Genomic DNA, 24,892 nt, shown 5'->3' with positions numbered 1-24,892 from the left:
AAGATATATAACGTTGTTAATCAGTAATGTTACAAATTTTGTTATATACTTCAATTTTTAAGTTATTTAATATCACTAATTCGTTTGTATGAAGCCATAATACCTTTTATCACTGCAGAACTCAATCCGTTGTGCTCCATGGCATTTAAACCTTCAATAGTACAACCCATAGGAGTAGTAACATTATCTACTTCTACTTCGGCATGTGTTCCATCTTCAATTAGAGCAGCAGCTCCAATTGCTACCTGAGCAGAGATTTCTTGTGCTTCGTGAGGATGGAATCCCATTTGCACGCCTCCTTGTGTAAGTGCTCTTAAGAAACGTAAAAAGAAAGCAGTACTACTAGCTCCAAGAACTGTTGCTGCTTGCATTAAACGCTCTTCAATAATCATTGTTTTTCCAATGGTACCAAACATCTTTTCTACAAAATGTACATCATCATGCTCGATATCATCAGCACAGATAAAAGACATTGACTGTAGTTTTACAGCAGCTGTGTTTGGCATAGCTCTAATAACTTTATTGTTTGGTACAATTTCGTTAATCTCACTAATAGAAACTCCAGTAACTGTAGAAATTAAAATCTGATCGTCTGTAAGATGATCTTTAATTTCGTTAAGTACAATTTTTAAAATTCGCGGTTGAATACAGAGGATTACCCATTTGGACTCTTTAACTGCTTTAATATTGTCTGACGTAACAGATACGCCGGCTTGTTCTTTAATAATTTCCAGATTCTCATCTGATTTGTCTGCTACTAAGATGTTCTTTGAATCAAATAAATCGCTGGATGCAATTCCGGTAATGATTGATTTTCCTAGATTTCCTGATCCAATAACGGTAACTTTCATTTGTTTTGTTTTTAGTTTTTTAGAAATAACTTCCTTTTAAATTTAGTCCGTCACTTTCATTTAAACCGAAAAGTAAGTTCATGTTTTGTACTGCCTGTCCAGAGGCGCCTTTTATTAAATTATCTATGACACTAGTGATGAGCAGCACGTCTTCGTGCTTATGAAGATGGATAAAACAATTGTTAGTATTAATAACTTGTTTTAAGTGAACTTCTTTCTTTGATAAATGTGTGAACGGGTCTATAACATAAAAATCCTCGTATAAATTCCAAGTTTCTTCCAAACTATTTTCAAATTTCATGTAAGATGTTACAAAAATCCCCTTTGTGAAATTCCCTCTTTGTGGGAGCATAAAAATATTTGGTTGGTTGTTCTGAAGACTCACAATACTTTGATTGATCTCTCCTAAGTGTTGGTGTGTAAAGGGTTTGTACCAAGATACATTGTTGTTTCTCCAGCTAAAATGAGAAGTAGAAGAAGGAGAAACTCCTGCTCCAGTACTTCCAGTAACAGCATTGATATGAATATCCTCTGTTAATAGGTTGTTTTTAGCTAATGGCAGTAATGCCAGTTGGATTGCAGTAGCAAAGCATCCTGGGTTTGCAATATTTTTCGCCGTTTTAATGGCTTCCTTTTGTAATTCTGGCAAGCCATATACAAATTCTCTACCATTATAAGTAGCATCAGCATTTAATCTGAAATCATTACTTAAGTCTATAACTCTTGTGTGATCTGAAAATGTATGCTGATCTAAAAAAGCTTTAGAATTACCGTGACCAAGACATAAAAAAAGCACATCAACACTAGGGTTAATGGTTCCTGCGAATTTTAAATCTGTAGTACCAAGAAGATCTTCATGAGCATCTGTAACTGGTTTCCCAGCACGAGTGGTGCTATATACAAAGTCAATCTCTGCTTGTGGATGGTTAATTAAAATTCTTATCAGTTCGCCTCCAGTATATCCCGAACCACCTATAATTCCTGCTTTAATCATTTTTTATTTTTTTCTTCTGAATAATCTAACGATTGGATCGTTTAGTAATTAGATTTCTTAATGAAACGATCCAGTGTTATATGTCTAACTATTTTTTATTTACTGCTTGATGTATTTTTGCAGCGTTTGCATTGATTTTGATAAATCCTTTAGCTTCTTCTGCTGTCCAGCCTTCATTCATTTCTCCGTAGCTACCAAATTTAGCATTCATTAAATCGTGTTCTGATTTAATACCATCCACAAAAAATCTATATGGAAATAAGGTTACCCAAACATCTCCAGTTACATTTTTCTGAGCATCAGTTAAAAAAGCTTCTGTATTTCTCATTACTTCATCCAAATAGTTTCCTTCATGAAGTAACATTCCATACCAATTTGCCAAATAGTCTTTTTGTTGTTGTTGCCATTTTGTTAGCACGTGTTTTTCTAACGTATGGTGTGCTTTTATAATTACCATCGGAGCAGCGGCCTCAAAACCAACTCTTCCTTTAATACCTATAATAGTGTCTCCAACGTGAATATCTCTTCCGATAGCAAAAGCAGAAGCTATTTTATCGAGCTTTTCTATTAGATTGATGGTTTTATCTTCCTTTCCGTCGATAGCAGTTAACTCACCTTTTGTGAAAGTTAATTTTACTTTTTGACTCCCCATATTTTCTAATTGACTAGGGTATGCTTCATTCGGAAGTGATAGGTGAGAGGTAAGTGTCTCGTCTCCACCAACACTAGTTCCCCAAAGTCCTTTATTAATAGAATATTTAGCTTTCTCCCATTCCATATCTACTCCTTTAGATTTTAAGAAGTCGATTTCCTCTTGTCTAGAAAGCTTATTATCTCTAATAGGAGTGATAATTTCAATCTCTGGAGCTAATATTTGAAAAATCATATCGAAACGTACTTGGTCGTTTCCTGCACCTGTACTTCCGTGAGCTATATACTGAGCATTGTTTTCTTTAGCAAAATTTACAATCTCAATAGCTTGTACAATCCTCTCTGCACTTACAGAAAGTGGGTATGTATTATTTTTAAGGACATTACCGTAGATAAGATATTTTACTACTTTATCATAAAATGTCTGTACAGCATCTAAAGAAGTGTAGCTAGTAGCACCTAATTTCAGGGCCTTCTCTTCAATATTTTTTATTTCCTCTTTAGAGAAACCTCCTGTGTTTACACTTACAGCGTGTACTTCATAACCGTTTTCAGATAAATGCTTTGCGCAATAAGAAGTATCTAAACCTCCGCTGTATGCTAAAACTAATTTTTTCATTTCTTTTTATTTTTTGTCAATCCTACAATGAGATTTATTTTTAGATTGACCATTGTACGTTGTTATTAATATTTTATAATCCCAAAAGAGATTACTATTTACTTAATCTTATTTCTGTTTCTCTTTCTTTAGGAATAGAGATTGTTTAATTTTCTTTAATCTATTAAATACTTTAGAGTCGTATTTATGCTTATGCTTTTTTTGTTCTTTTTCAACAGGATCATACAACATTCCAGTACATAAACACATTTTCCCTTCATTCCTAGTTAGAATATCAAAGTTTTTACATGTTTTACATCCGTTCCAAAAGCTAGGATCGTCTGTTAATTCTGAAAATGTTACAGGTTCATAACCTAAATCGTAGTTGATCTTCATTACCGCCAAGCCTGTAGTAATACCGAAAATTTTGGCATCTGGAAATTTGGTTCTACTATGTTCGAAAACCTTATTTTTAATTTTAGTAGCCAAACCTTGACCTCTAAAATCAGGATGTACAATAAGTCCAGAATTGGCTACATATTTTCCATGGCCCCATGTTTCAATGTAGCAAAATCCAGCAAACCTATTACCATCCAAAGCGATAACAGCATTACCGTTTTGTATTTTGGTAGTTATATACTCAGGAGTTCTTTTAGCAATACCCGTTCCGCGTTGTTTTGCAGATTCTTCAATAGTATCACAGATCTGTTCTGCGTATGGTATGTGTGTATCGTTTGCAATAAGTATTTGCATTCAATTACTGAATTAAAATTAATAAAATTGGAAATGGTTTTGTTTTTTAAGAGGGGAGTTGGACGCACCTAACTCCATAATATCGTTACACCCTTACGGGCGGCGACGAGGAAAGCGAACGTGACGTACAGGTACCATTACATAAGTAGGAGTTGCCCTTAAGGACAATTCTCTGATAATGGTTTGTATTTTTTTAATTACTTTTTGCATTTCGCAAGTATTCGTTCTTTTCTTAGAATTATAGTACAATATTATGAATAATAATTAGATTAAAAAGCTTATAGTTTGTTAAATTTGTAACATTAATAAGAAACTCGTTTTTTTGGTATGAATAGAACTATTAAGCAATTTAATATAACAGATATTGAACTGTTTAAAAGTAATCTTCTCGCTTGGTCCTCTTCATTTGAGGAAGTAATTTGGCTGGATAGCAACTTTTACAAACAATCCCATGGTAGTTATGATGCAGTTTTAGCTGCGGAAGCCTTTACTTCTATAAAGACCGATTATTATGATGCTTTCGAAAATCTTAAAGAATATCAGTCGGTTACTAAAGATTGGATCTTTGGATACCTTACTTACGATCTAAAAAATGATGTAGAGCGACTATCTTCTAAAAATTACGACGGATTAGAATTTCCAGATTTGTTTTTCTTTCAGCCAAAACGATTAATATTCTTAAAGGAAGGAGTATTGGAATTCCATTATTTAGGAATGATTGATGACGAAATTGAGAGCGATTTTCAGGAAATATCTTCATTTATTGCTGAAGATAAAAGTAATGATGGAAAAAAAGATATTCAGATTCAACATAGAATAGAGAAGCAAGCCTATTTGGAAAAGGTAAATGCAATGCTGACTCATATTCACCGTGGAGATATTTATGAAGCTAATTTTTGTCAAGAGTTTTATGCTGAAAATACTACAATAGACCCTGTAAAAACTTTTCAGAATTTAAATGAAATCTCCAAACCTCCATTTGCAACTTTTCTAAAACATCAAAATAAATATGTTTTATCCGCTTCTCCAGAAAGGTATATCCGAAAGGAAGGAACTCAAATTATATCACAACCAATTAAAGGGACTGCAAAAAGAGCAGAAGATAAAGAAGAAGATGCTCTATTGATAAAAGAGTTGGAGAACGATACTAAAGAACGCTCCGAGAATGTTATGATTGTAGATTTGGTGCGTAATGACCTATCTAAAGTTGCTGTAAAAGGAAGTGTAAAGGTAGAAGAACTTTGTAAGGTATATACTTTTATGCAAGTTCATCAGATGATCTCTACGATAAAAGCAGAAGTGTTACCAACAACAAGTCCTGTAGATATAATTAAAGCCGCTTTTCCTATGGGAAGTATGACTGGAGCTCCAAAACTTTCAGCAATGAAAATCATTGAAGATTTAGAAGAAACTAAGCGCGGTGTATATAGTGGTGCCGTAGGTTATTTTAGTCCGAATGGAGATTTTGATTTTAATGTAATTATTAGAAGTATCTGTTTTAATAGTGAAAAGAAATATGTTTCCTTTTCCGCAGGGAGTGCCATTACGGCAAAGTCGAAACCAGAAAAAGAATATGAAGAGTGTCTTGTTAAAGCTGCTGCAATGCGGAGAGCACTTCAGTAGAAAGACATTTATTTAATTACTATTTTTTAGGACATCTTTAAATCATTAAATAGATAAAGAAATCAATTCTGTTGATAAAATAATTGATGAAATTTAGTGTATTTCATTACATTTTACGATTTTAGAGGGAACTAACCATTACCCTTTTCTTTTATGCAACATCAAGGTTTCGATTTTTATTGTAGTAACAAGCGTTTATTTGGTCAATATTGGCATGGAGAAAAGATGAAAGCAGCCGTTGTGTTGGTTCATGGAATGGGAGAGCATAGTGGCCGTTATACAGGATCTGTAATCCCAGAACTTGTGGATGCCGGTTATGTAGTTTTTAGTTACGACCATTTTGGTCACGGTCATTCAGAAGGAAAAAGAGGTCATTGCCCAAGTTATAAGGCTGTTTTAGATAGTGTAGATGCTATTATAACAGAAAAAAATGATCGTTTCCCAGAACTTCCAACTTTTCTCTACGGACACAGCATGGGAGGCAATGTGGTTCTTAATTATGTAATGAGGCGTAAACCAACATTGCAAGGGGTAATAGCTTCGAGTCCTTTTCTTAGAATGGCTTTCGATCCGCCAGCATGGAAAATGAGCGCAGGGAAAGTATGTTACTATATGCTGCCTTTTATAACGATGCCTAGCGGAATTAAAGCTAAATATATTTCTCGTGATGAGAGTGAAATAGAAAAATATAAAGACGATCCTTTAGTGCATGATCGCGTAAGTCCAAATTTCACAATTCCATTTATAAAATGGGGAGAGTGGGTGCTAAACAATCCCAAGGAATTAGAAATTCCTTTACTATTATTTCATGGTTCTGGCGATCATATTACAAGTCATTGGGCTAGTAAAGCCTTTGCTAAACAATCCAATTTAATAACTTTTAAGCTTTATAAAGGTGGTTACCACGAACTTCATAATGATTTAGACAGAGAAGATGTTTTTGAAACTATTGTAGATTGGCTGGATAAGCAGTTAATGGCTGATCTTGTAGCGAGTTAAAACATATCTCAAGAAGTCATTTAAAAAAAACATCATTTAAAATAGGCTTTAGTTACCTTTGTAGAATGTTAGATAGATTTAAAAATCATATTATAAAACGATTTCCTTATCTGTTGACTTCAAAAGTGGCAATAGCTTCTAGCGGAGGAATTGATAGTATGGTGCTTACTCATTTATGCTATCAATTGGGAATGGATATCTGTGTCTTGCATTGCAATTTTCAACTGAGAGGGGATGCAAGTCTTGGAGATGAAGATTTTCTTCAGCAAAAAATGGAAACATTTGATATTCCTTTTTATTCGATTAGGTTTATGACGAATGCTTATGCTGAAGCTCATAAAATATCTACGCAAATTGCAGCCCGAGAATTACGTTACGATTGGTTTAAACAGCAAAAAGACATTTTAAATTTTGAATATCTATTAACGGGGCATCATGCAGATGATAATTTAGAGACTTTTTTAATTAACCTTTCTCGCGGAACAGGAATTGAAGGCCTCACTGGAATTCCAGAAATTAACGATTATATAGTGCGTCCATTATTACCTTTTTCTAGGGATGAGATATTTCAATATGCATTGCACAATGAAATTAAGTGGCGAGAAGATAGTAGTAATGCTGAAACTAAATATCTAAGAAATAAAATCCGCCATGAGGTTATTCCAAAAATAAAGGAAATCAATCCTAGCGTATTGCAAAGTTTTGAAAATACGGTAAATCACTTAAAAGGGAGCTCAGAAATCCTAAATAGTCATATCGATAGTTTACGATCGGATATTTTTATTAAAGGGGGAAAGGATATTAAGGTGTCCATAGCTGCATTGCAAAATCTTACTCCAAAGGAGTCCTATTTTTATCATTTATTTAAGGATTTTGGATTTAATGATCCCACGGATCTTATTAATATAATAGATTCTCAAAGCGGAAAACAGCTTTTTTCAAGTACACATCGGTTGGTTCGTGACCGTGATGAAATTATTATTTCTACTGCTGAAAAAGAAGAAGAAATAGTTGATTTTTTTATTGAAGAATCGCAAAGTCTTATTACTACCCCTATCAAAATATCTATCGATTTAGTAGAGCATATTGAAGCAGGAGATTCGCATTCAATATATGTTGATAAGGAAACGTTAAAGTTTCCTTTAAAACTCCGAAAATGGGAAAATGGTGATTATTTTTACCCTTTTGGAATGCAGGGAAAGAAAAAGCTCAGTAAGTTTTTTAAGGATGAAAAAATTTCCTTGCTAGATAAAGAAAAGCAATGGTTACTATGTGATACTCACAATACGATTATTTGGATAGTTGGCAAGCGTGCCGATAATCAATTTAAAGTAACTGAAAAAACGAAGCAAATTATAAAAATACAATACGTCGATGCGTAATTTATTAGTTACATTATTACTTTTTATTACTACATTCTCCCAAGCTCAAGATCCTGTAAAATGGAATACTTCCGTAGAAAAAATTTCTGATACTGAATATGAGTTAACCATTAATGCTTCCATACAAGAGCATTGGCATTTATATGCTCAAAATCAGCCGCTCGGTGAGGATGCTTCTATAATTCCTACTGTTTTCCATTTTGAAAATGAAGGAGAAGGCTACAATCTTATCGGAGAGGTAGTGGAAGAGGAGCCCATTACAGAAATGGATCTGATTTTTGAAGAAGAGTTGTCATATTTTGCTGAGAAAGCGATTTTTAAACAGCGAATCCAAATTACAGATCCAGCCTTAAAAAGTGTAATTGGTTCTGTAGAATATCAAGCTTGTGATGATGAACGTTGTATATTTAACGATGCCGAATTAGGTTTTTCTATTGATGGAGGGGAAGTTGTTTTTGAAAATAAAAACATCGACGATAAAAGCCTTAATCTTGCCGAAAACCTAGCATTACCATTAAAAAATAAGGAGCTTTTAGAACATACGCAAGGAAGCGAGACAAGCAAGGATAGTGGACTTATGAGTCTTTTTGTACTTGGTTTTCTAGGTGGACTTATTGCCTTACTAACACCTTGTGTTTTCCCTATGATTCCGTTAACGGTTTCTTTTTTTACTAAGCAATCTTCGGATAAAAAGAAAGGAATTTCTAACGCTGTTCTTTATGGAGCGTTTATTATTGGGATTTATATGGCGCTGAGTGTTCCTTTTCATTTTTTGGATTCTATTGCTCCAGAAATTTTAAATAATATCTCTACGAACGTCTGGCTGAATGTTACCTTTTTTGTAATCTTTATATTTTTCTCTTTTTCATTCTTTGGATATTATGAGTTAACATTACCGAGTTCTTGGGGTAATAAGATGGATTCTGCTTCTAATTCTGGAGGTATAATTGGAATTTTCTTTATGGCATTAACACTGGCAATTGTTTCTTTCTCTTGTACAGGCCCAATTCTAGGCTCTTTATTGGCAGGTTCATTATCAAATGACGGTGGCGCAATGCAACTTACAGTGGGAATGACAGGTTTTGGTGCTGCTTTAGCTTTACCATTCGCCTTGTTTGCCCTATTTCCAAATATGCTAAAATCGCTTCCTAAGTCTGGAGGTTGGATGAATACAACAAAAGTGATTCTAGGTTTCTTAGAGCTTGCTTTAGCTTTTAAATTCTTATCGAATGCCGATCTTGTTGAGCATTGGGGAATCTTAAAAAGAGAGGTTTTTATCGGAATCTGGATTGTTATTTTCATATTAATGGCGCTTTATGTGTTCGGAATCATTCGTTTCCCTCATGATGGACCTAAGAAGAAACTTAGCTTCTACCGTGGAATTTTTGGTGTTGCAATTATAGGTTTTGTTATTTATTTAATTCCTGGTTTACAGAACTCCAAGGAGTCTAACTTAAAGCTGTTAAGTGGATTCCCACCGCCTGTATTTTATAGTATTTACCCACAGGAAAGTGACTGTCCACTTGGACTTAACTGTTTTAAAAACTTTGAAGATGGTTTGGAATATGCCAAGGCAAATAACAAACCTATTTTATTGGATTTTACAGGATGGGCGTGTGTAAATTGTAGAAAAATGGAAGAGAATGTATGGAGTGAACCAGAGATATTCTCAATGTTAAATGATGAATATGTTCTTATTTCATTATACGTAGACGACCGTAAAGACTTGCCTGAGGATTTACAGTTTAACTATAAACTTGACAACGGACGAGTGAAATCTATCAAAACAATAGGCGATAAATGGGCTACTTTCCAAGCTATCAACTTTAAAACAGCTTCACAGCCATATTATATTTTGATGTCTCCAGATTTTGAACTCCTTAATAGTCCGCAGCAATATGCAGATGACATAGCTTATTATGAGTGGCTTAAACAAGGTTTGGCTAACTTCAAAAAGGAGTAATAGACTTAAAATAGTTTGATTTTTAGCTGAATTAAGCAATATTCATATTTAATAATTTATAAAATTTACCTCAAAGGTTCCTAGAGTCTTTGAGGTTTTTTATTTTTAGTAACTATTTAACCTTATTTTTATAATGAAACTGATTTCCAGTCTCTTCTTTTTTTGTTTTATACTTAATATAAACGCCCAATCTCCAACGTGCGACTGTAAGGCTGATTTAGATTTTATTTATCAAGAATTGATAGAATCTAAAGCATATAAATCTCAAAAGAAAAATATAGAATCCGATTTTAAAGCTTCGTATCAAAAATTAAAAGCATCTATAAATAAAGAAGAAACTCCTGTTTTTGATTGTTACATCCTTTTAAATAGATTGTTGTTGCCTATAAAAGATAGACACACGGAAATCTATGGGAATACTACATCTGTAGCTTATAGTGAATTTGATGACGAAGCTGTTTTGGCTGACTTTAAAGCTAGTGAAACCAATAGGATCTTTCCTAAAAGTACATTAGCAATCGATTCTCTTTCAAAAGAATTATCAACTAAAAAAAGAGAAGATCTTGAGGGAATATATTATTATGGAAAATACTTAAAGATAGGGGTTTATAAAACTTCGGATAAAGCATATAGGGGAGTAGTTTTAAAATCTACATTATATACATGGGAACGTGGAGATGTTATTTTGAATCTATACAATACTATCAACGATAGATACCAATTTGTTACGGGAACTCATACCGGTAAAAAGTTAATAAGTGCTTCAGGAGTTATAAAAAACGGTCAATTTTTAAAGCTCGGTTATAAAAAAGATACCACTACAATTAATCACTACAAACCACCTTATCCTGATCATAACTATGAATTAAGTATAGTTGCTTCTAATACTCAGTATATAAAATTGGGGAGTTTTGGGAGCTATGGAAATCTATTAAAAGAGGCAGATGCTTTTGCTGATAAAATCTCCAATAAACTTACGGTAGAAAATATTATTGTAGATCTTCGTGATAATACTGGCGGAGGCGAGCGTAATTCGAAACAGTTTTACAAACTACTTAAGAAATTTGTGCGTAACGGAAATCTATATATTTTGGTCAATGGAAATACAAGAAGCGCAGCAGAACAGTTCCTTTTAAAGGTTAGCGAGCTACCTAATGTAACTGTTTTAGGTGATAATACCGCTGGAGCATTGTCTTATGGCTGGAACTCTAAAACCCAAGTTATAACACCCAGCGAATACTTTGTTTTTCATCCAACAGATATTGATAATAGTCAGTTTTTAGAATATGAAGTGATTGGAGTTTCACCAGATATTTATCTTGACAATAATGAAGATTGGATTTCCCAAACGCTAAAATTTATCAATCATTAGTAAAAAGCATCAGAACTATAAAAAATGAATAACTAGCTGTAATTTTAAAGTTATATGACTTTTGAGTCAGACATTGGCGTAATTGTCATAGAATTGTCATAATAGTGACGTAAGAACTAAAACGGACTTAAAATACCTTTGCTTAGTGAACATTAAAATTATTGAATTATGAATAATCAAAACTTAGCAATTAAAGTAAAAGAGTTGAGAAATAGAAAAGGTTTCTCTCAAGAACAACTATCGGAAGAATCAAAATTAAGTCTTAGAACAGTTCAACGAATTGAAAAAGGCGAATCAATTCCGAGAGGTGATACGTTATTAAAGTTAACGCAAGCTCTTGGAGTAACGCCAGACGATCTTTTAGAATGGGCAGATGTTGAAGATAAAGGTTATCTAACTCTTTTGAACTTTAGTGCTCTATCAGGTTTATTATTTCATCCATTGTTAGGGGTAATAATCCCGTTAGTAATGTGGATCTTGAAAAAGGATAAAATAAAATTTGTGGATAATTATGGAAAGAAGATCATTAGTTTTCAGATCACTTGGACTTTGTTACTTTATTCTATCATAATGATAGCTACAAAAGGTTCTTATATTAGATTCGACATTAATTTTTTTGATATATTTTCATCCTTAGTAAATTTTAGAATGAATAAAGAAGTAATCTTTACTGCTCTTATAGGCGTTCTTTATTTGTATAACATTGTATTAATATTTAAGAATTATATGAGGATTAAAAAGGGGGAATTAAGTTGGTATTTTCCTGCTATTCCATTTTTGAAGTAAAATTATCATATAACATCGCTTATGGCTCATATTTGGGGAGACTATAAATCGACTTGTATTTAAACTGAAAACTGAATAGATTACACATTTCTACATGCACGAAACTTAATTCGCGATTTATCTTTTCTAAACTTCAGCATTAATAAAGAACGCAACGTATAATTTTAATCAAATATGTTAGTTTTTAACTTTTATAAATTCACTATTACAGGAAATACTAATAAATTTGAATTTCTTAAACCAATAGCTAATTTTTTATTTATTCAGATGAAAAAAATATTATTACTCTTTTTATTAGTATCCTTTAGTTACTTATCTGCACAGGATACATATAGCGTTCAAGATAATTATAACAAACAGGAAGTTATGATTACAATGCGCGATGGTATAAAACTGCATACTACTATTTACAGTCCAAAAGACACTTCTAAGAAGTATCCTATTTTAATGCAAAGAACTCCTTATAGCTGTAAACCTTACGGAGAAAACCAATTTCGTTCTAAAATCGGACCTAATGAAACGATGATGAAAGAAGGGAATATTATAGTGTATCAAGATGTTCGTGGACGTTGGAATAGTGAAGGAGTATATGATAATATGCGTGCTTTTATTCCGAATAAAAAGAAGAAAGAAATTGATGAAGCATCAGATACTTATGACACGATTGATTGGTTGGTGAAAAATGTAAAAAACACGAATAAAAACGTTGGTGTTTGGGGAATTTCATACCCTGGATTTTACTCTACTTATTCATTGTTAAGCGAGCATCCTAATCTAAAAGCGGTATCTCCACAAGCATGTATTGCAGATTTCTTCTTTGATGATTTTCATCATAATGGAGCTTATTTATTGAGCTATTGGAGAGCAACTTCTTTATTTGGTTATGAGAAAGACGGTCAAAAAACAGAAGCTTGGTACAATTTTCCTGAATTGGAAAGTAAAGACCAATATCAATTTTTCTTAGATGCAGGACCTCTTAGTAATCTAGATAAATATTATAAAGAAGATAATGTATTCTGGCAGCAATTAAAGGAACACCCTAACTATGATGAATTTTGGAAATCTAGAGGTATTATTCAGCATTTAGAAGACATAAAACCAGCAACAATGGTTGTTGGAGGTTGGTTTGATGCCGAAGATTTATACGGGCCACTTACCACTTATAAAACAATAGAAAAGAGTAGTAAGAACTACAATACTATTGTAATGGGACCATGGAGTCATGGTGATTGGGCGAGAACAAAAGAGCGCCAAGCAATTGGGAATGTATATTTTGGAGATAATATTTCTGAATTCTTTCAAAAGGAGATAGAAACGAAATTCTTTAATCATTTCCTTAAAGAAGGAGGAAAAGGTGAATCTGGACTTCCTGAAGCTTATGTTTATGATACAGGTATAAATGAGTGGAATACATATGATGTATGGCCTCCAAAGAACATAAAAGAGAAAACTTATAGTTTGGGTCAGCACCAATCTATGGGAGAAATAATGACGTTACAACATTCTTATGAAGAGTTTATAAGTGACCCTAATAAACCTGTTCCTTATAGCGAAGACATAAAAATGGTTTTTACTCCTAGAAAGTATATGACCGACGATCAGCGCTTTGCAGCAAGAAGACCTGATGTTTTAGTTTTTGAAACACAAGTTTTAGAAGAAGATATGACTGTTATAGGAGATATAATGGCCAAATTAAAAGTAGCTACTTCTGGAACAGCTGCAGATTGGGTGGTTAAAGTAATAGATGTTTTCCCTGCTGATGCTGAAAACTATGAAGAAACACAAGATTACCTTCAAATGAGTAATTACCATATGATGGTGCGTAGTGAAGTAATGCGTGGACGTTTTAGAAATAGCTTTGAAAACCCAGAGCCTTTTGTACCGAATGAAGAAACAGCAGTAAATATTAAACTTCAAGATATTTACCATACATTTAAAAAAGGACATAAAATGCAAGTGCAAATCCAAAGTACTTGGTTCCCATTAATAGATATTAATCCGCAGACGTATGTAGACAATATCTTTAAAGCAAAAAAGGAAGACTTTAAAAAACAAACACATAGAGTTTATAATTCCTCGAAAATAGAATTTAAGGTTTTAGACTAATATCGAATTATAATCTCATGCTTACACAAAGGTGTCTCTAATCGAGGCACCTTTTTTTGATTCTTCATAATAGCTTTGCAACAAAAAAGGTACGAATATGAACAAAAATGCCTCTTTTTAATTGTCAAAATCTCAAATAAATTTATTGAAATATTATATATTCGCAATCTAACTTTAACTATTATTTGGTATGGCAATACTATCCTTTGTAGGATTTACGCTTTTAGTGGCGGTAATCGCATATTTTGCTACAAAAAAAACAAACGAAAACACATCTGATGGATATTTCTTAGGAGGACGTAGTCTAACTGCTGGAGTTGTTGCGGGGTCGTTATTACTAACAAACCTTTCTACAGAGCAGATTGTAGGTCTTAACGGACAAGCATATTCAGAAGGAATTCTTGTAATGGCATGGGAAACATTAGCAGCACTAGCAATGGTGGTAACTGCTATATTTTTACTTCCTCGTTACTTAAAAGGTGGACTTACTACCGTGCCTCAATTCTTAGAAACTCGATATGATAAAGGAACCAAAACAATAGCTTCAGGGCTCTTTTTATTAGGTTATGTAGTTATATTTTTACCAATCGTATTATATTCTGGTTCTTTGGCAATCTCTACAATGTTCGATATCCCTTCTTTATTAGGAGTCTCTTTAAACACATCTATTTGGATTTGTGTTTGGGTAATTGGAATTATCGGATCTATTTACGCAATTTTTGGGGGATTAAGAGCAGTAGCAATTTCAGATACTGTAAATGCTGTTGGACTTCTTATTGGAGGATTAATGATTCCTTTCTTTGGATTGATGTTAATTGGAGACGGTTCTGTTACAGAAGGTATTACTATTTTAATGAACGAGGCTCCAGAAAAATTCCAATCCATGGGAGATCGTACTAGTTCTGTTCCTTTCAGTACCATATTTACAGGGATGATGCTTGTGCAGTTATTTTATTGGGGTACCAATCAAGCTATAATTCAACGAGCTTTAGCTGCTAAAAACTTAAAAGAAGGTCAAAAAGGACTATTATTAGCTGCTTTTATTAAAATATTAGGGCCGCTAATTGTGGTACTTCCTGGGATCATTGCTTTTTATGTTTTTGGACCTGACTTAGAAACTCCAGATCAAGCATATCCTTTATTAGTTAATAAAGTGCTTCCTACAGCATTATTAGGGTTCTTTGCCGCTGTATTATTCGGAGCTATATTAAGTTCGTTTAACAGTGCTTTAAATAGTTCTGTTACATTATTTAGTATCGACTTTTATAAAGAATATATCAATAAAGATGCTTCTGAGATTACAGTTATTAAAAACGGTAAATACTTCGGGATTGTTTTAGCAATCGCATCAATGTTAATTGCACCGCTTATTGCAAATGCTCCAAACGGATTATTTGGATACTTACAAGAAGTAAATGGGTGTTATAGTATTCCTATTCTTACTATTATCGTGGTAGGATACGCAACCAAGCGTGTACCAGCAATCGCTGCCAAAGTTGGGATTATTTCTGGGAGTGCTCTATATATTATTAGTCAGTTTATAGTAAAACCTATGATGGCAGATAATGCAATTGAAGCCGCAAAAGCTTCAGGGATTACTGATCCTGATAAGTTAGCTGAAATAGGTACTCTTGCTTATCCACATTATTTACATGTAATGGCAATTTTGTTTGTTATTAATATCATCATTATGTTGATAATTGGTAAAATAGCACCTAGAGATACAGATTTCGAATTAGAGTATACGCAGAAAGTAAGTATCGAACCTTACAAGTTTTTAGTTCCTGTAGGACTTGCTATTTGTGCGATTGTAATAGGTATCTATGCATACTTCTCTTAAGAAGTTTCAGTTGAAATAAAACATTTTATATGATTATAAAATAAGCTCCAATTTGGAGCTTATTTTTTTCACTATATTTAGGAGTGTAAATAAAATATGACATGTTAAGAAAAATTTTCGGCAGTTCGGTGTTTGGTATTGAAGCAACTACAATAACTGTAGAAGTAAATATAGGTCAGGGGATAGGGTATCATTTGGTTGGCTTGCCAGATAATGCCATAAAGGAGAGTAATTATAGAATAGCGGCAGCTTTACAGTATAACGGATTTAAAATTCCAGGGAAAAAGATTACCATCAATATGGCTCCAGCAGACCTACGTAAAGAAGGTTCTGCATACGATCTTACTCTTGCTATAGGGATTTTAACAGCTTCACAGCAAATAAAAGCAGATGGTCTAGAAGATTACTTAATCATGGGGGAACTTTCTTTAGATGGTACTTTACAACCAATAAAAGGAGCGTTACCAATAGCTATAAATGCCAAAGAAGAAGGTTTTAAAGGTTTTATTCTGCCAGAAGAGAATGCTAAGGAAGCTGCTATTGTAGAAGGAATTAATGTCTATGGAATTAAAGATATAAAAGATGTTATCGCTTTTTTTGATGAAGGAATTCCGTTAACACCTACTATTGTAGATATAAAGGAAGAGTTTAATAAAGCATTGGATTTTCCAGAGTTTGATTTTTCTGACGTAAAAGGACAAGAGAGTATCAAGCGAAGCATGGAAATAGCTGCCGCAGGAGGACATAATATTATTTTAATAGGACCACCAGGCTCAGGAAAAACAATGTTAGCAAAGCGACTACCTTCAATTCTGCCACCCATGACGATGAATGAAGCTTTAGAAACAACTAAAATTCATTCTGTAACAGGAAGAACAGCCAATATAGGAATCATGAATTCTCGTCCGTTTCGGAGCCCACATCATACAATTTCGGACGTTGCCCTTGTTGGTGGCGGTGCTTATCCACAACCAGGAGAGATTTCCATGGCTCATAACGGAGTACTTTTTTTAGATGAATTACCAGAATTTAAACGTGGCGTTTTAGAAGTAATGAGACAACCGTTAGAAGATAGAGAGGTGACGATCTCTAGAGCTAAATTTACAGTAACCTACCCTTCAAGTTTTATGTTGGTTGCTAGTATGAATCCTAGTCCAGGGGGATATTTTAATGATCCAGATGCGCCTGTAACATCATCACCAGCAGAAATGCAACGTTATTTAGGGAAGATTTCAGGTCCGCTTTTAGACCGTATAGATATTCATATAGAAGTAACTCCTGTTCCTTTTGAAAAGCTTTCAGACGAACGAAAAGGCGAACACAGTTCCGTAATTCGAAAGCGGGTAACCAAATCTAGAGAGATTCAAACAAAACGTTTTGAAGGCTTACCAACCATAAATAATAATGCTCAAATGAATACCAAGCAAATCCGTGAGTATTGTAAGTTACAACCGTCTTCTCTTCAACTATTAAAAAGTGCTATGGAACGATTAAATCTTTCAGCAAGAGCATACGACCGTATTTTAAAAGTATCAAGAACAATTGCCGATTTAGAAAATGTGAATGCTATTAATGAAAGTCACATCAGTGAAGCCATTCAATACAGAAGCCTAGATCGAGACGGTTGGCTTGGTTAGTTTTTGTAATGAGTAGGGTGGTACGAGAGTTATATTACATGAAGATTTTAGGAATTGGTTTTTCCTCTCAAGTATATTTCTGGTGTAAATACTGCTAAATCACTCCTTTTAAAGTCCTTTAAATTTCTTGTCAGAATAATTTTTATATGTCCATTTTGTATTGCTGAAAAATTCTGCAATGCATCTTCAAAATCTTTGAATTCAGAATTCAACGCATTTATTACAGCATTTTCATCCATTTTGATAATATCAATAATATTAAGAAGCTGCTTAATTTTTTCAACTATAATATCGTGTTTTGCTGTTTTTCTGAGTAAATAATAAACATTCGAAATTATAACTGGCGTAGTATATCCTTTTATTTCTTTTTCAGCACAAAGATTTAGAATTTCTGCCGAGTATTCCGCAAATGGTTCTCTGTCAAAAAAGAAATCAAGAAGAACGTCTGTATCAATTAGAACTTTATCCATTTATAAGTATTTCTTTTCTAGTCGATTTTGAAGCTCCTTTTTATAATCCATATCTTTTGGCATCTTAAAAGAACCTTTTAGTGATTCTACCGTTGGATTAAGTTTCTTTCTTTTTTTATTCTGGTCTTGCTTAGTAAGTGTTTTCAAGTAGTTTTCAATAATATCAGACAAACTGCGATTTTTTTCTTTAGCATAGTTTTTTGCCTTTTCAATTATTTCTTTTTCTATTGTTAATGTCAACTTTGTATTCATAATGATGAGCCTATAAGTTACTTAATCATAAAGTTACAAATTATTCCTTAGATACGTGTTTATATTTTATATTTCACACGTATGTTCAGTTTGTTACTAATATTTGTAGGATGTCTACATTAGTACTTTTTAATTGAATGATAACGTATTGGGATAGGTCTTTCACGCCAAATTATACGTATAGCAATGTATCGGGATAGGTCTTCCATGCCAAATTATACGTATGGCAACGTATCTGGACAGTTCTTTCACGCTTAATTATACGTATGGTAACGTATCGGGATAGGTCTTTTACGTCAAATTATACGTATGGCAACGTATCTGGACAGGTCTTTCATGCCTAATTATACGTATAGTAACGTATCTGGACAGGTCTTTCACGCTTAATTATACGTATGGTAACGTATCGGGATAGGTCTTTTACGTCAAATTATACGTATGGCAACGTATCGGGATGGGTCTTTCACGCCAACTTATACGTATAGCAACGTATCGGGACATGTCTTTCATGCCTAATTATACGTATGGTAACGTATCTGGATAGGTCTTTCACGCCAAATTATACGTATGGCAACTGAATTGACCTGTAATAATTAATATTATAAATAAGTAACTAATAGAATTCAGTCTATAAATATTTGATTTTAAGAGGTTTAAATGTTACTCGACCTTGTTTTAGATACGTTTTGACTAAAAGGGGAAATAGACCCTAGATAATCCCTTAGTCTTAGCTGTAACTTTATGTAAATCAAAAAGTTATTTGTTATGAGAAATTTTCTTTTATTCGGGTTATTAATTGTTATTTCATGTAGTTCATCAGATGACAATGAGGTTGTAGACGTGCAATATTTTAATCCTCCAACATGGATTCAAGGCACATGGGTTAGCAAAGAAAGGGGAGTGGTATTAGATGGTTACAAGTTTACTTCAAATGATTTTATAATGACGCATGGTCATACTAAACTCATATCAAGCTATAAAAGTAAATTACATAATATGGAAAGTGAAGGGATATTTCCAGTAGTTTATGAGAAGGCTGCCAAAAATGAATATACATTTACAATTACATACGGTAATGAACATATGGATTTTTCATTTTATAAAGCTTCAAATGGATCGCTTATTTCTAATAAACGGGAAGGAGCGTATATAAAACAGCCGTAGTAGCAGTATAACCAATTTGGTCATGCTTTAAAGCAATTTTCATAGTGCTTCTATATTCTTAATATTTACACCAATAAAACAATCATCGGCACAATTATCGTAGACATATCCACATGTTGAAATCATTCCGTTATTCTCCGTTTCGAAATAAGTAGTTGTGTTGCTTCTTTCAATGAGCCATTCATTTTGGGCTTTATCATAAATTTCATCTAAAGTGATAGGATCGGCACCGTTCTCGTGAGTACCTATTTCAGAGCCAGTTTCTGTCCATTCTATTTCGTCGAACTCATTATATTCGGAGGTTCCTTCAACCATATTTAATTCAAAATCTCTTTGTACGACAGCACCATTTTTAATCGATATAGTAGTTTTACTACTATTTCCTACCCATGAACTATTTGTTACGGTGTATTTGTATGAGTTATTGGAAGATTCTTTAAAGTCTAACCAAGATTTTTTACTAGTTTCAAATTCGCTTTGATATTCTAAATCGTCAGAATCGCATGAATTTAATGTACATCCAAATACTAAAAGAGCTATTAAGTAAATTTTGTTATTCATGTTTTTAGGTTTTACTTATAGATGTTTTTCTATCAATTAAGTTGCGTCAGAATTAAGTAAATTTATTAAATACCTCTCTGTTATGGTGTTTATTAGGTGTTGTTATGTAAAAAATAGGTTTTTTATTTATAAGAATATGTGCTTTTTTAATAGAGAGTATTTTACTTATAAAAGCTTCCAAGCTAATGATATAACTTGTAAGTTAAAATACTTTAGTTTTCTATTTCTGAAGAGAGCCGTTCTTTCATTTCATCTTTTCACCTAACAAGGTTATTTTTTCTAACCATTTTTTTCTGAAATAGGAGTTTGAGTTTTTAATTGGAGCTATATAAGTTACTTTAACAGGATTGATTCCACAAAACTGTAAAGTCCCTTTTTTAAACTGATTTATAGTTGGACTTTTCATAAATAGAGAATCATACCATTTTGGTGTGTCTGCAGTAATGATTAACCTTGCTGATTTCCCCTTTAAGAGTTTTTCGGGTAATGGTTTGCCTTCTATTGGTTGATAAGTAATTCCAGGTAAAAATATTCTATCGATAAAACCTTTCATTAGTGCAGGATAGCCATACCACCACATTGGGAATATCCATACGATGTGATCTGCCATTTTTATTTTGTTGATGGCAATTACTAAATCGGGTTCTAATTCCATTCTTTTACGATAACCAAACTCTAGATTTGGATTAAATTCCAAGTCGGCAATATTAATTTGAGTTATTATGGAATCAGTTTTACGGAGTCCTTTTTTATAAGCATCAGATAATGCGTAATTAAAACTCTCTTTATCTGGATGTCCATTAATTATTAAAATATTTTTCATGTCGGTTCTATGTTTTCAGCAAAGAACCACAGGATTAAATTTCTTTGAAAGGACATTTGTCTAATTCGAAATCGACTTTCTTATTCGGCTTAGATGTCTTTGCGTAATGCCTAAATATGAAGAAAGGAAGTTAAGAGGAATTAATTGTAAATATTCAGGTTGATTAGTGAGTAAATCATGATACCGTTTTTCAGCGGTTTCTTTTTGTAACAAGAAAATTCTTTTTTCCATTTTGATATATTCTTGTTCAGCAATAAGTTTAAAAAATTTCACCCAATTGATACTTGATTGCTCTAATTTTAAAATTTCATCTCTTGAAATGATTAGCATTTCAATATCTGTTAGCGCTTGAATATTCTCTATAGTTTTTTCTTGTGATAAAAATGAAGAATAAGCACTTACAAACGAGTTAGAAAAAGTAAAGCAATAGGTTACTTCTTCGTTTGTTGATGAATGATAAAAAGATCTGAATAATCCAGAAACTACAAAGCCCACTTCTTTGGAGGTTTGCCCTTCTTTAATGAAATAATCCCCTTTTTTTAGCTTTCTATAAGCAGTTTTAGCTTCAAATAAATCAATTTCATCTTTGGTAAGGATACCAAATGATTCTAAATAGTTCTTCATTTTGTTTGATTGAGCCAAGAGCTAGGCTATGAACAGTACGAAAGTAGAAAATAAAGACCGAATAGAAAACCGCTTTCAGTCGATAATCAGTTGTGAAGGGGAGTATAGCAATTAATTTTAGCAGAAATAGAAAGTGTTTAATTGAGAATGTATAATCTCATCCTCAATTAAACACTTATAAAAATATTATTATGAATTGATTAATACTACAAAATAGACTTTAAGAGCCTGAACACTTGTTAGTATTGATTATTTTATTGCACTTAATATTGATTCTGCAAGTTCAGATTGCCCTTTTTCAGTAGTTAGCATTTCTCGATCATTTAAATTAGTTAGATAACCAAGTTCAACTAAAGCAATTGGATGGTTCACATTTCTTAGAAGATGGAAATCAGCTTTTCTGATTTCAACGCTTTTATCATTGAAGCTATAAAACAGTTCTAAAGCTAAATCTCCCGATTTTTCTTTCTGTTTGTTTTTATCACTTATAAAAATCTCTTTTCCACTTTTTTTATCGTTGTCATTAGCGTTAGCATGTAACGATATAACAAAATCAGGACTTAATTTATTGATTTGCTCAACTCGTTCGTTTAAGGTTAAAAACTTATCCGAATCTCTCGTTAAGATAATTTCTACGTTCGAATTTTTATTTAGCTCCTTGATTTTATTTGCAATATTTAGAGCAATTGCTTTTTCGTTAAATCCGTTAGCTGTAGTCCCATTGTCATGACCACCATGACTAACATCAATCACAATTGTCTTTTTATCAACACTTGTAAATGCAAATGTGATTGTTAATAAGGCTAATCCGATGAATTTTGTTAGGTTTTTCATATTTTTCGGTGTTGGTTATAATTATTACTAACGTATTCGTATATAGTTTGTTGTGTTATTGAGTAACTAATTTACTAAATAAAAACTGAATAGGAAATTAACTAATTGAATTTGTAGGCTTAATATAATAGGAAATAATATTTTACTAGAGATCATTGTTAAGCATAGGCATTTCGCTATCTTCTAATTCGAAAAAATCATTTACAGGTTTTTTAAAAAGTAAAGAGAGTCTTAATGCAAGAACAGTTGAAGGAACGTATCTATTTTTTTCAATTGAACTAATAGTTTGTCGAGATACTCCTATTTTATTTGCTAGTTCATCTTGTGTTAAATCCAGTATTGTTCTTTCAATCTTTAATCGATTTTTCATTTGTTCATACGTTTTAAAAATTCAAAATAAAAAACCTGAATAAACAATAAAATCCATAATATTTTCCAATCTCCAACTTCTTGAAAATTTTCTTGGTGTTTTTGTGAAATGATATTTGCGATATAATTAAATAATGGGTTCGTTAATAAAGTTATGATAACACCAGTAATAAAAGCAAAGGTATAAGATTGCATTCTTAAAGATGTGATTAGTTCATCTTCTATTTTTTCTTTTGAAATAGAAATGAGTAATAGTCCTATTAATATTCCATATTTGGCTATTAGTTTTAAGTCAATATTTTCAATTGAAAATTTATTTATAAAAAAAGTTACTAAAGAAATTATTACAATACCGATTCCGATTTTTTTAAATCTATTTGGTAATTGATAACGTTTCATCTTTTCGAGACTTTTTCTTTCACATTCCATAAATGATTTTACATTCATAATATATTTTTTTAAAGTTAAAAAATAAGTTAGCTTGTCTCAAATATAAATATATTTTCCATAATGACAAACAAACTTTACATTATCCAATAAAAAAATCTCATCTTTTTTGAAAATGATTATATAATTCCGTCGATGTTTTTCTGCATTAGCCTATGGTCAATATAAGATCAGTCGTGTAGTTTAATAACTAACTTACTAAATGAAAAAAACAGATAAGAAATTAAGTAATTGAATCTGTAAGCCCGATATAATAGTGTCTAATACTTTTGAAGAAATGATTTGCTTTTTATCTCAGTTATTTGTTGGCAGTAGGTTTTTTATTTCCGCTACATTCCATCTTCTCGTTCTGAAAGCCAATCTTTATATTTATTTTTTAATATGTCTCTTTTTTCTTGATTTTCCACTATTATGTCCATTCCGCCATTATAAGGTGCTACAATACAATTCCTTTTCGGACAAACAAACATTGCTCGTAACTCATCATCCGCAATATTTCTCAGCAATCTGTTTTGAGAATTAATTCTCCAAGAATCAGGTCTGAAATAAACATCATAAAAGAAATCATCTTCATATTCTTCGGGATAAATTTTATGAAGTTCAATTGTTCTACTTTTTTTAAATTCTCCGTATTTAGATAATTCGGTTGAGATTTTGTCGGTCAATTCCATTTCGTATTGTCCCGAAACAATTATAATTTCCGTATTCTCTCCAATTAGTTCCGAAATCAGCTTGTTTTGTCTATCCAGAATTATTTGATATTCATCTTTCGATTCCGCATATCTTTTCGATTCGGGCAAACTATGGATTCGTAACCATCTATTCGGATAAACACCTTTTAATTCGTGTCCGATTGGATTCGATTCTGGGTAATTTAAATCCCAATATTTATTGAATTCTATGCTGTTCATCAAATGTTTGCCAACATGTTTGTGTATGATTAGTGGCGTGTTTAAGCACCTAATTTAGCAAATAAAAACCGAATAGAATATTCCGCAGGAATATTCGTAAACAAGCTCGAACTAGCCATTAATTATACACCATGTTGTAGGTAGTTTTATTTAATATTAGAGTCAATATATACAATAGCCTTATTTAATTCATTTTTGTCCCATTCACCAAAGTGAGAACTTAATTTTAAATATTTCGATTTTAGACTTTCATAATTAGGGTTTGAAACGAATTTAGCAACTAACAAGCCGTATATAATATCAACTTTTAATCGTCTGCTATTTATCATATATTCTTTTGTATTATACCAAACGTCTAAATCATTTATTGTCTCAATTTTTTTGAAATTTGGTATTATTCTTTCTATGAAGTATTCGACAATTTCTATAACTGCCTTTTCAGCTTCTTGTAGGGTGTATAGATCATAGCTTTTACAAGAGTATTTTTGTTGGTCATAAAGTAATGCTTGATTAATATATAATTGTCCTGAGGATTTAATCTTAGCAATTTCTTTTTCATTTTTGTTCAATAGCTCTGCGTACTTCTTTTCCACTTCTATAAAGCCTGAAAAACAAGAAAATGAAGTTGGAAATGAATTGTCATAGTTGAGACTATTGAAATTAATTGAATAGCTTTTTCCTTTTTCTAAAAAATAAAAATTTGAGCCTCTTTTTTTGAATCCAAAAGGTATTAATTTTTCTTTGAATGAGTTGTTTAAATACTCTCTTAATTCCTTTGCTTTCATTCTTAGAGATATTTTGTGTAATGTCACGTCCTAAAATACGGCTACAGATTAATATTAAATTTAAGCGGCATTTTGGTGCACGTAATTAGGTGTTTTA

Annotated in this window: 24 protein-coding genes; 10 read left to right on the top strand and 14 right to left on the bottom strand. The window is 32.4% G+C overall.

Annotated features, from left to right (window positions below; genetic code table 11):
• Positions 1-62: 62 nt before the first annotated feature.
• From proC to ACN0TY_RS15935, 4 genes are all read right to left on the bottom strand, one after another.
• Positions 63-851, bottom strand: coding sequence for a pyrroline-5-carboxylate reductase (gene proC / locus ACN0TY_RS15950; RefSeq protein ID WP_236960548.1), 789 nt, complete (start codon positions 849-851; stop codon positions 63-65).
• 19 nt (positions 852-870) lie between these two features.
• Positions 871-1,845 (bottom strand): N-acetyl-gamma-glutamyl-phosphate reductase, encoded by a 975-nt coding sequence (argC, locus tag ACN0TY_RS15945; RefSeq protein WP_417445246.1) that lies wholly within the window; start codon positions 1,843-1,845, stop codon positions 871-873.
• Between the two features lie 88 nt (positions 1,846-1,933).
• Complete coding sequence (argG, locus tag ACN0TY_RS15940) at positions 1,934-3,115, bottom strand: argininosuccinate synthase (RefSeq protein ID WP_236960545.1); 1,182 nt, start codon at positions 3,113-3,115, stop codon at positions 1,934-1,936.
• A gap of 108 nt (positions 3,116-3,223) precedes the next feature.
• Entirely contained in the window at positions 3,224-3,847 is a 624-nt protein-coding gene (locus tag ACN0TY_RS15935) for a GNAT family N-acetyltransferase (RefSeq protein WP_236960542.1), read from the bottom strand.
• Between the two features lie 327 nt (positions 3,848-4,174).
• On the opposite strand from ACN0TY_RS15935, the gene pabB reads away from it, so the two are divergent.
• From pabB to ACN0TY_RS15890, 9 genes are all read left to right on the top strand, one after another.
• On the top strand, positions 4,175-5,470 hold the full coding sequence (gene pabB / locus ACN0TY_RS15930) for an aminodeoxychorismate synthase component I (protein ID WP_417445245.1): 1,296 nt from the start codon (positions 4,175-4,177) through the stop codon (positions 5,468-5,470).
• 153 nt (positions 5,471-5,623) lie between these two features.
• Positions 5,624-6,469, top strand: a complete 846-nt coding sequence (locus ACN0TY_RS15925; RefSeq protein ID WP_417445244.1) for a lysophospholipase — start codon at positions 5,624-5,626, stop codon at positions 6,467-6,469.
• Positions 6,470-6,534: 65 nt separating this feature from the next.
• Positions 6,535-7,851 (top strand): tRNA lysidine(34) synthetase TilS, encoded by a 1,317-nt coding sequence (tilS, locus tag ACN0TY_RS15920; RefSeq protein ID WP_417445243.1) that lies wholly within the window; start codon positions 6,535-6,537, stop codon positions 7,849-7,851.
• A complete protein-coding gene (locus ACN0TY_RS15915; protein WP_417445242.1) occupies positions 7,844-9,814 on the top strand; it encodes a protein-disulfide reductase DsbD family protein in 1,971 nt (656 codons plus the stop codon). The genes tilS and ACN0TY_RS15915 overlap by 8 nt, the downstream gene beginning before the upstream one ends.
• Before the next feature lie 133 nt (positions 9,815-9,947).
• Positions 9,948-11,186 (top strand): S41 family peptidase, encoded by a 1,239-nt coding sequence (locus ACN0TY_RS15910; RefSeq protein WP_417445241.1) that lies wholly within the window; start codon positions 9,948-9,950, stop codon positions 11,184-11,186.
• Between the two features lie 168 nt (positions 11,187-11,354).
• Complete coding sequence (locus ACN0TY_RS15905) at positions 11,355-11,972, top strand: DUF4870 domain-containing protein (protein ID WP_417445240.1); 618 nt, start codon at positions 11,355-11,357, stop codon at positions 11,970-11,972.
• A 267-nt stretch (positions 11,973-12,239) separates the two neighbouring features.
• Positions 12,240-14,078: a CocE/NonD family hydrolase gene (locus tag ACN0TY_RS15900; protein ID WP_417445239.1), complete on the top strand. Its 1,839-nt coding sequence runs from the start codon at positions 12,240-12,242 to the stop codon at positions 14,076-14,078.
• Between the two features lie 190 nt (positions 14,079-14,268).
• Positions 14,269-15,918: a solute:sodium symporter family transporter gene (locus ACN0TY_RS15895; protein ID WP_417445238.1), complete on the top strand. Its 1,650-nt coding sequence runs from the start codon at positions 14,269-14,271 to the stop codon at positions 15,916-15,918.
• Between the two features lie 101 nt (positions 15,919-16,019).
• The gene (locus ACN0TY_RS15890; RefSeq protein WP_417445237.1) at positions 16,020-17,555 is read left to right on the top strand and encodes a YifB family Mg chelatase-like AAA ATPase; all 1,536 of its coding nucleotides are present in this window, start codon (positions 16,020-16,022) and stop codon (positions 17,553-17,555) included.
• A gap of 47 nt (positions 17,556-17,602) precedes the next feature.
• Here ACN0TY_RS15890 and ACN0TY_RS15885 read toward each other — a convergent pair whose 3' ends face one another.
• Both ACN0TY_RS15885 and ACN0TY_RS15880 read right to left on the bottom strand, forming a co-directional pair.
• Positions 17,603-18,025, bottom strand: coding sequence for a type II toxin-antitoxin system VapC family toxin (locus ACN0TY_RS15885; protein WP_417445236.1), 423 nt, complete (start codon positions 18,023-18,025; stop codon positions 17,603-17,605).
• Positions 18,026-18,277: a DUF6364 family protein gene (locus ACN0TY_RS15880; RefSeq protein ID WP_417445235.1), complete on the bottom strand. Its 252-nt coding sequence runs from the start codon at positions 18,275-18,277 to the stop codon at positions 18,026-18,028.
• 765 nt (positions 18,278-19,042) lie between these two features.
• Here ACN0TY_RS15880 and ACN0TY_RS15875 point away from each other — a divergent pair.
• On the top strand, positions 19,043-19,441 hold the full coding sequence (locus tag ACN0TY_RS15875; protein WP_236960512.1) for a hypothetical protein: 399 nt from the start codon (positions 19,043-19,045) through the stop codon (positions 19,439-19,441).
• Between the two features lie 39 nt (positions 19,442-19,480).
• Here the strand turns inward: ACN0TY_RS15875 and ACN0TY_RS15870 are convergent, their stop codons facing one another.
• The 8 genes from ACN0TY_RS15870 to ACN0TY_RS15835 form a co-directional block, all read right to left on the bottom strand.
• A complete protein-coding gene (locus ACN0TY_RS15870; RefSeq protein ID WP_417445234.1) occupies positions 19,481-20,002 on the bottom strand; it encodes a hypothetical protein in 522 nt (173 codons plus the stop codon).
• 244 nt (positions 20,003-20,246) lie between these two features.
• Positions 20,247-20,825 (bottom strand): NAD(P)H-dependent oxidoreductase, encoded by a 579-nt coding sequence (locus ACN0TY_RS15865; RefSeq protein ID WP_236960889.1) that lies wholly within the window; start codon positions 20,823-20,825, stop codon positions 20,247-20,249.
• 60 nt (positions 20,826-20,885) lie between these two features.
• A complete protein-coding gene (locus tag ACN0TY_RS15860) occupies positions 20,886-21,449 on the bottom strand; it encodes a Crp/Fnr family transcriptional regulator (RefSeq protein WP_236960891.1) in 564 nt (187 codons plus the stop codon).
• A 249-nt stretch (positions 21,450-21,698) separates the two neighbouring features.
• The gene (locus ACN0TY_RS15855) at positions 21,699-22,283 is read right to left on the bottom strand and encodes an N-acetylmuramoyl-L-alanine amidase family protein (RefSeq protein WP_236960893.1); all 585 of its coding nucleotides are present in this window, start codon (positions 22,281-22,283) and stop codon (positions 21,699-21,701) included.
• A gap of 145 nt (positions 22,284-22,428) precedes the next feature.
• The gene (locus ACN0TY_RS15850) at positions 22,429-22,653 is read right to left on the bottom strand and encodes a helix-turn-helix transcriptional regulator (RefSeq protein ID WP_236960895.1); all 225 of its coding nucleotides are present in this window, start codon (positions 22,651-22,653) and stop codon (positions 22,429-22,431) included.
• The gene (locus ACN0TY_RS15845) at positions 22,650-23,099 is read right to left on the bottom strand and encodes a hypothetical protein (RefSeq protein ID WP_417445233.1); all 450 of its coding nucleotides are present in this window, start codon (positions 23,097-23,099) and stop codon (positions 22,650-22,652) included. The genes ACN0TY_RS15850 and ACN0TY_RS15845 overlap by 4 nt, the downstream gene beginning before the upstream one ends.
• A 329-nt stretch (positions 23,100-23,428) precedes the next feature.
• Positions 23,429-24,010, bottom strand: coding sequence for a hypothetical protein (locus ACN0TY_RS15840; RefSeq protein WP_417445232.1), 582 nt, complete (start codon positions 24,008-24,010; stop codon positions 23,429-23,431).
• 146 nt (positions 24,011-24,156) lie between these two features.
• Positions 24,157-24,795: a hypothetical protein gene (locus ACN0TY_RS15835; RefSeq protein ID WP_417445231.1), complete on the bottom strand. Its 639-nt coding sequence runs from the start codon at positions 24,793-24,795 to the stop codon at positions 24,157-24,159.
• Positions 24,796-24,892 lie beyond the last annotated feature (97 nt).

The organism is Joostella sp. (assembly GCF_048266025.1).
GTDB lineage: Bacteria > Bacteroidota > Bacteroidia > Flavobacteriales > Flavobacteriaceae > Galbibacter > Galbibacter atrarenae.
The sequence above is the reverse complement of the archived record's forward strand: the minus strand, read 5'-3'. Positions and strand labels throughout refer to the sequence as shown.

Bases quoted from the DNA above. Each gene is read 5' to 3' on its own strand.
- proC (WP_236960548.1), bottom strand. From the start codon at position 851: ATGAAAGTTACCGTTATTGGATCAGGAAATCTAGGAAAATCAATCATT.
- argC (WP_417445246.1), bottom strand. From the start codon at position 1,845: ATGATTAAAGCAGGAATTATAGGTGGTTCGGGATATACTGGAGGCGAA.
- argG (WP_236960545.1), bottom strand. From the start codon at position 3,115: ATGAAAAAATTAGTTTTAGCATACAGCGGAGGTTTAGATACTTCTTAT.
- ACN0TY_RS15935 (WP_236960542.1), bottom strand. From the start codon at position 3,847: ATGCAAATACTTATTGCAAACGATACACACATACCATACGCAGAACAG.
- pabB (WP_417445245.1), top strand. From the start codon at position 4,175: ATGAATAGAACTATTAAGCAATTTAATATAACAGATATTGAACTGTTT.
- ACN0TY_RS15925 (WP_417445244.1), top strand. From the start codon at position 5,624: ATGCAACATCAAGGTTTCGATTTTTATTGTAGTAACAAGCGTTTATTT.
- tilS (WP_417445243.1), top strand. From the start codon at position 6,535: ATGTTAGATAGATTTAAAAATCATATTATAAAACGATTTCCTTATCTG.
- ACN0TY_RS15915 (WP_417445242.1), top strand. From the start codon at position 7,844: ATGCGTAATTTATTAGTTACATTATTACTTTTTATTACTACATTCTCC.
- ACN0TY_RS15910 (WP_417445241.1), top strand. From the start codon at position 9,948: ATGAAACTGATTTCCAGTCTCTTCTTTTTTTGTTTTATACTTAATATA.
- ACN0TY_RS15905 (WP_417445240.1), top strand. From the start codon at position 11,355: ATGAATAATCAAAACTTAGCAATTAAAGTAAAAGAGTTGAGAAATAGA.
- ACN0TY_RS15900 (WP_417445239.1), top strand. From the start codon at position 12,240: ATGAAAAAAATATTATTACTCTTTTTATTAGTATCCTTTAGTTACTTA.
- ACN0TY_RS15895 (WP_417445238.1), top strand. From the start codon at position 14,269: ATGGCAATACTATCCTTTGTAGGATTTACGCTTTTAGTGGCGGTAATC.
- ACN0TY_RS15890 (WP_417445237.1), top strand. From the start codon at position 16,020: ATGTTAAGAAAAATTTTCGGCAGTTCGGTGTTTGGTATTGAAGCAACT.
- ACN0TY_RS15885 (WP_417445236.1), bottom strand. From the start codon at position 18,025: ATGGATAAAGTTCTAATTGATACAGACGTTCTTCTTGATTTCTTTTTT.
- ACN0TY_RS15880 (WP_417445235.1), bottom strand. From the start codon at position 18,277: ATGAATACAAAGTTGACATTAACAATAGAAAAAGAAATAATTGAAAAG.
- ACN0TY_RS15875 (WP_236960512.1), top strand. From the start codon at position 19,043: ATGAGAAATTTTCTTTTATTCGGGTTATTAATTGTTATTTCATGTAGT.
- ACN0TY_RS15870 (WP_417445234.1), bottom strand. From the start codon at position 20,002: ATGAATAACAAAATTTACTTAATAGCTCTTTTAGTATTTGGATGTACA.
- ACN0TY_RS15865 (WP_236960889.1), bottom strand. From the start codon at position 20,825: ATGAAAAATATTTTAATAATTAATGGACATCCAGATAAAGAGAGTTTT.
- ACN0TY_RS15860 (WP_236960891.1), bottom strand. From the start codon at position 21,449: ATGAAGAACTATTTAGAATCATTTGGTATCCTTACCAAAGATGAAATT.
- ACN0TY_RS15855 (WP_236960893.1), bottom strand. From the start codon at position 22,283: ATGAAAAACCTAACAAAATTCATCGGATTAGCCTTATTAACAATCACA.
- ACN0TY_RS15850 (WP_236960895.1), bottom strand. From the start codon at position 22,653: ATGAAAAATCGATTAAAGATTGAAAGAACAATACTGGATTTAACACAA.
- ACN0TY_RS15845 (WP_417445233.1), bottom strand. From the start codon at position 23,099: ATGAATGTAAAATCATTTATGGAATGTGAAAGAAAAAGTCTCGAAAAG.
- ACN0TY_RS15840 (WP_417445232.1), bottom strand. From the start codon at position 24,010: ATGAACAGCATAGAATTCAATAAATATTGGGATTTAAATTACCCAGAA.
- ACN0TY_RS15835 (WP_417445231.1), bottom strand. From the start codon at position 24,795: ATGAAAGCAAAGGAATTAAGAGAGTATTTAAACAACTCATTCAAAGAA.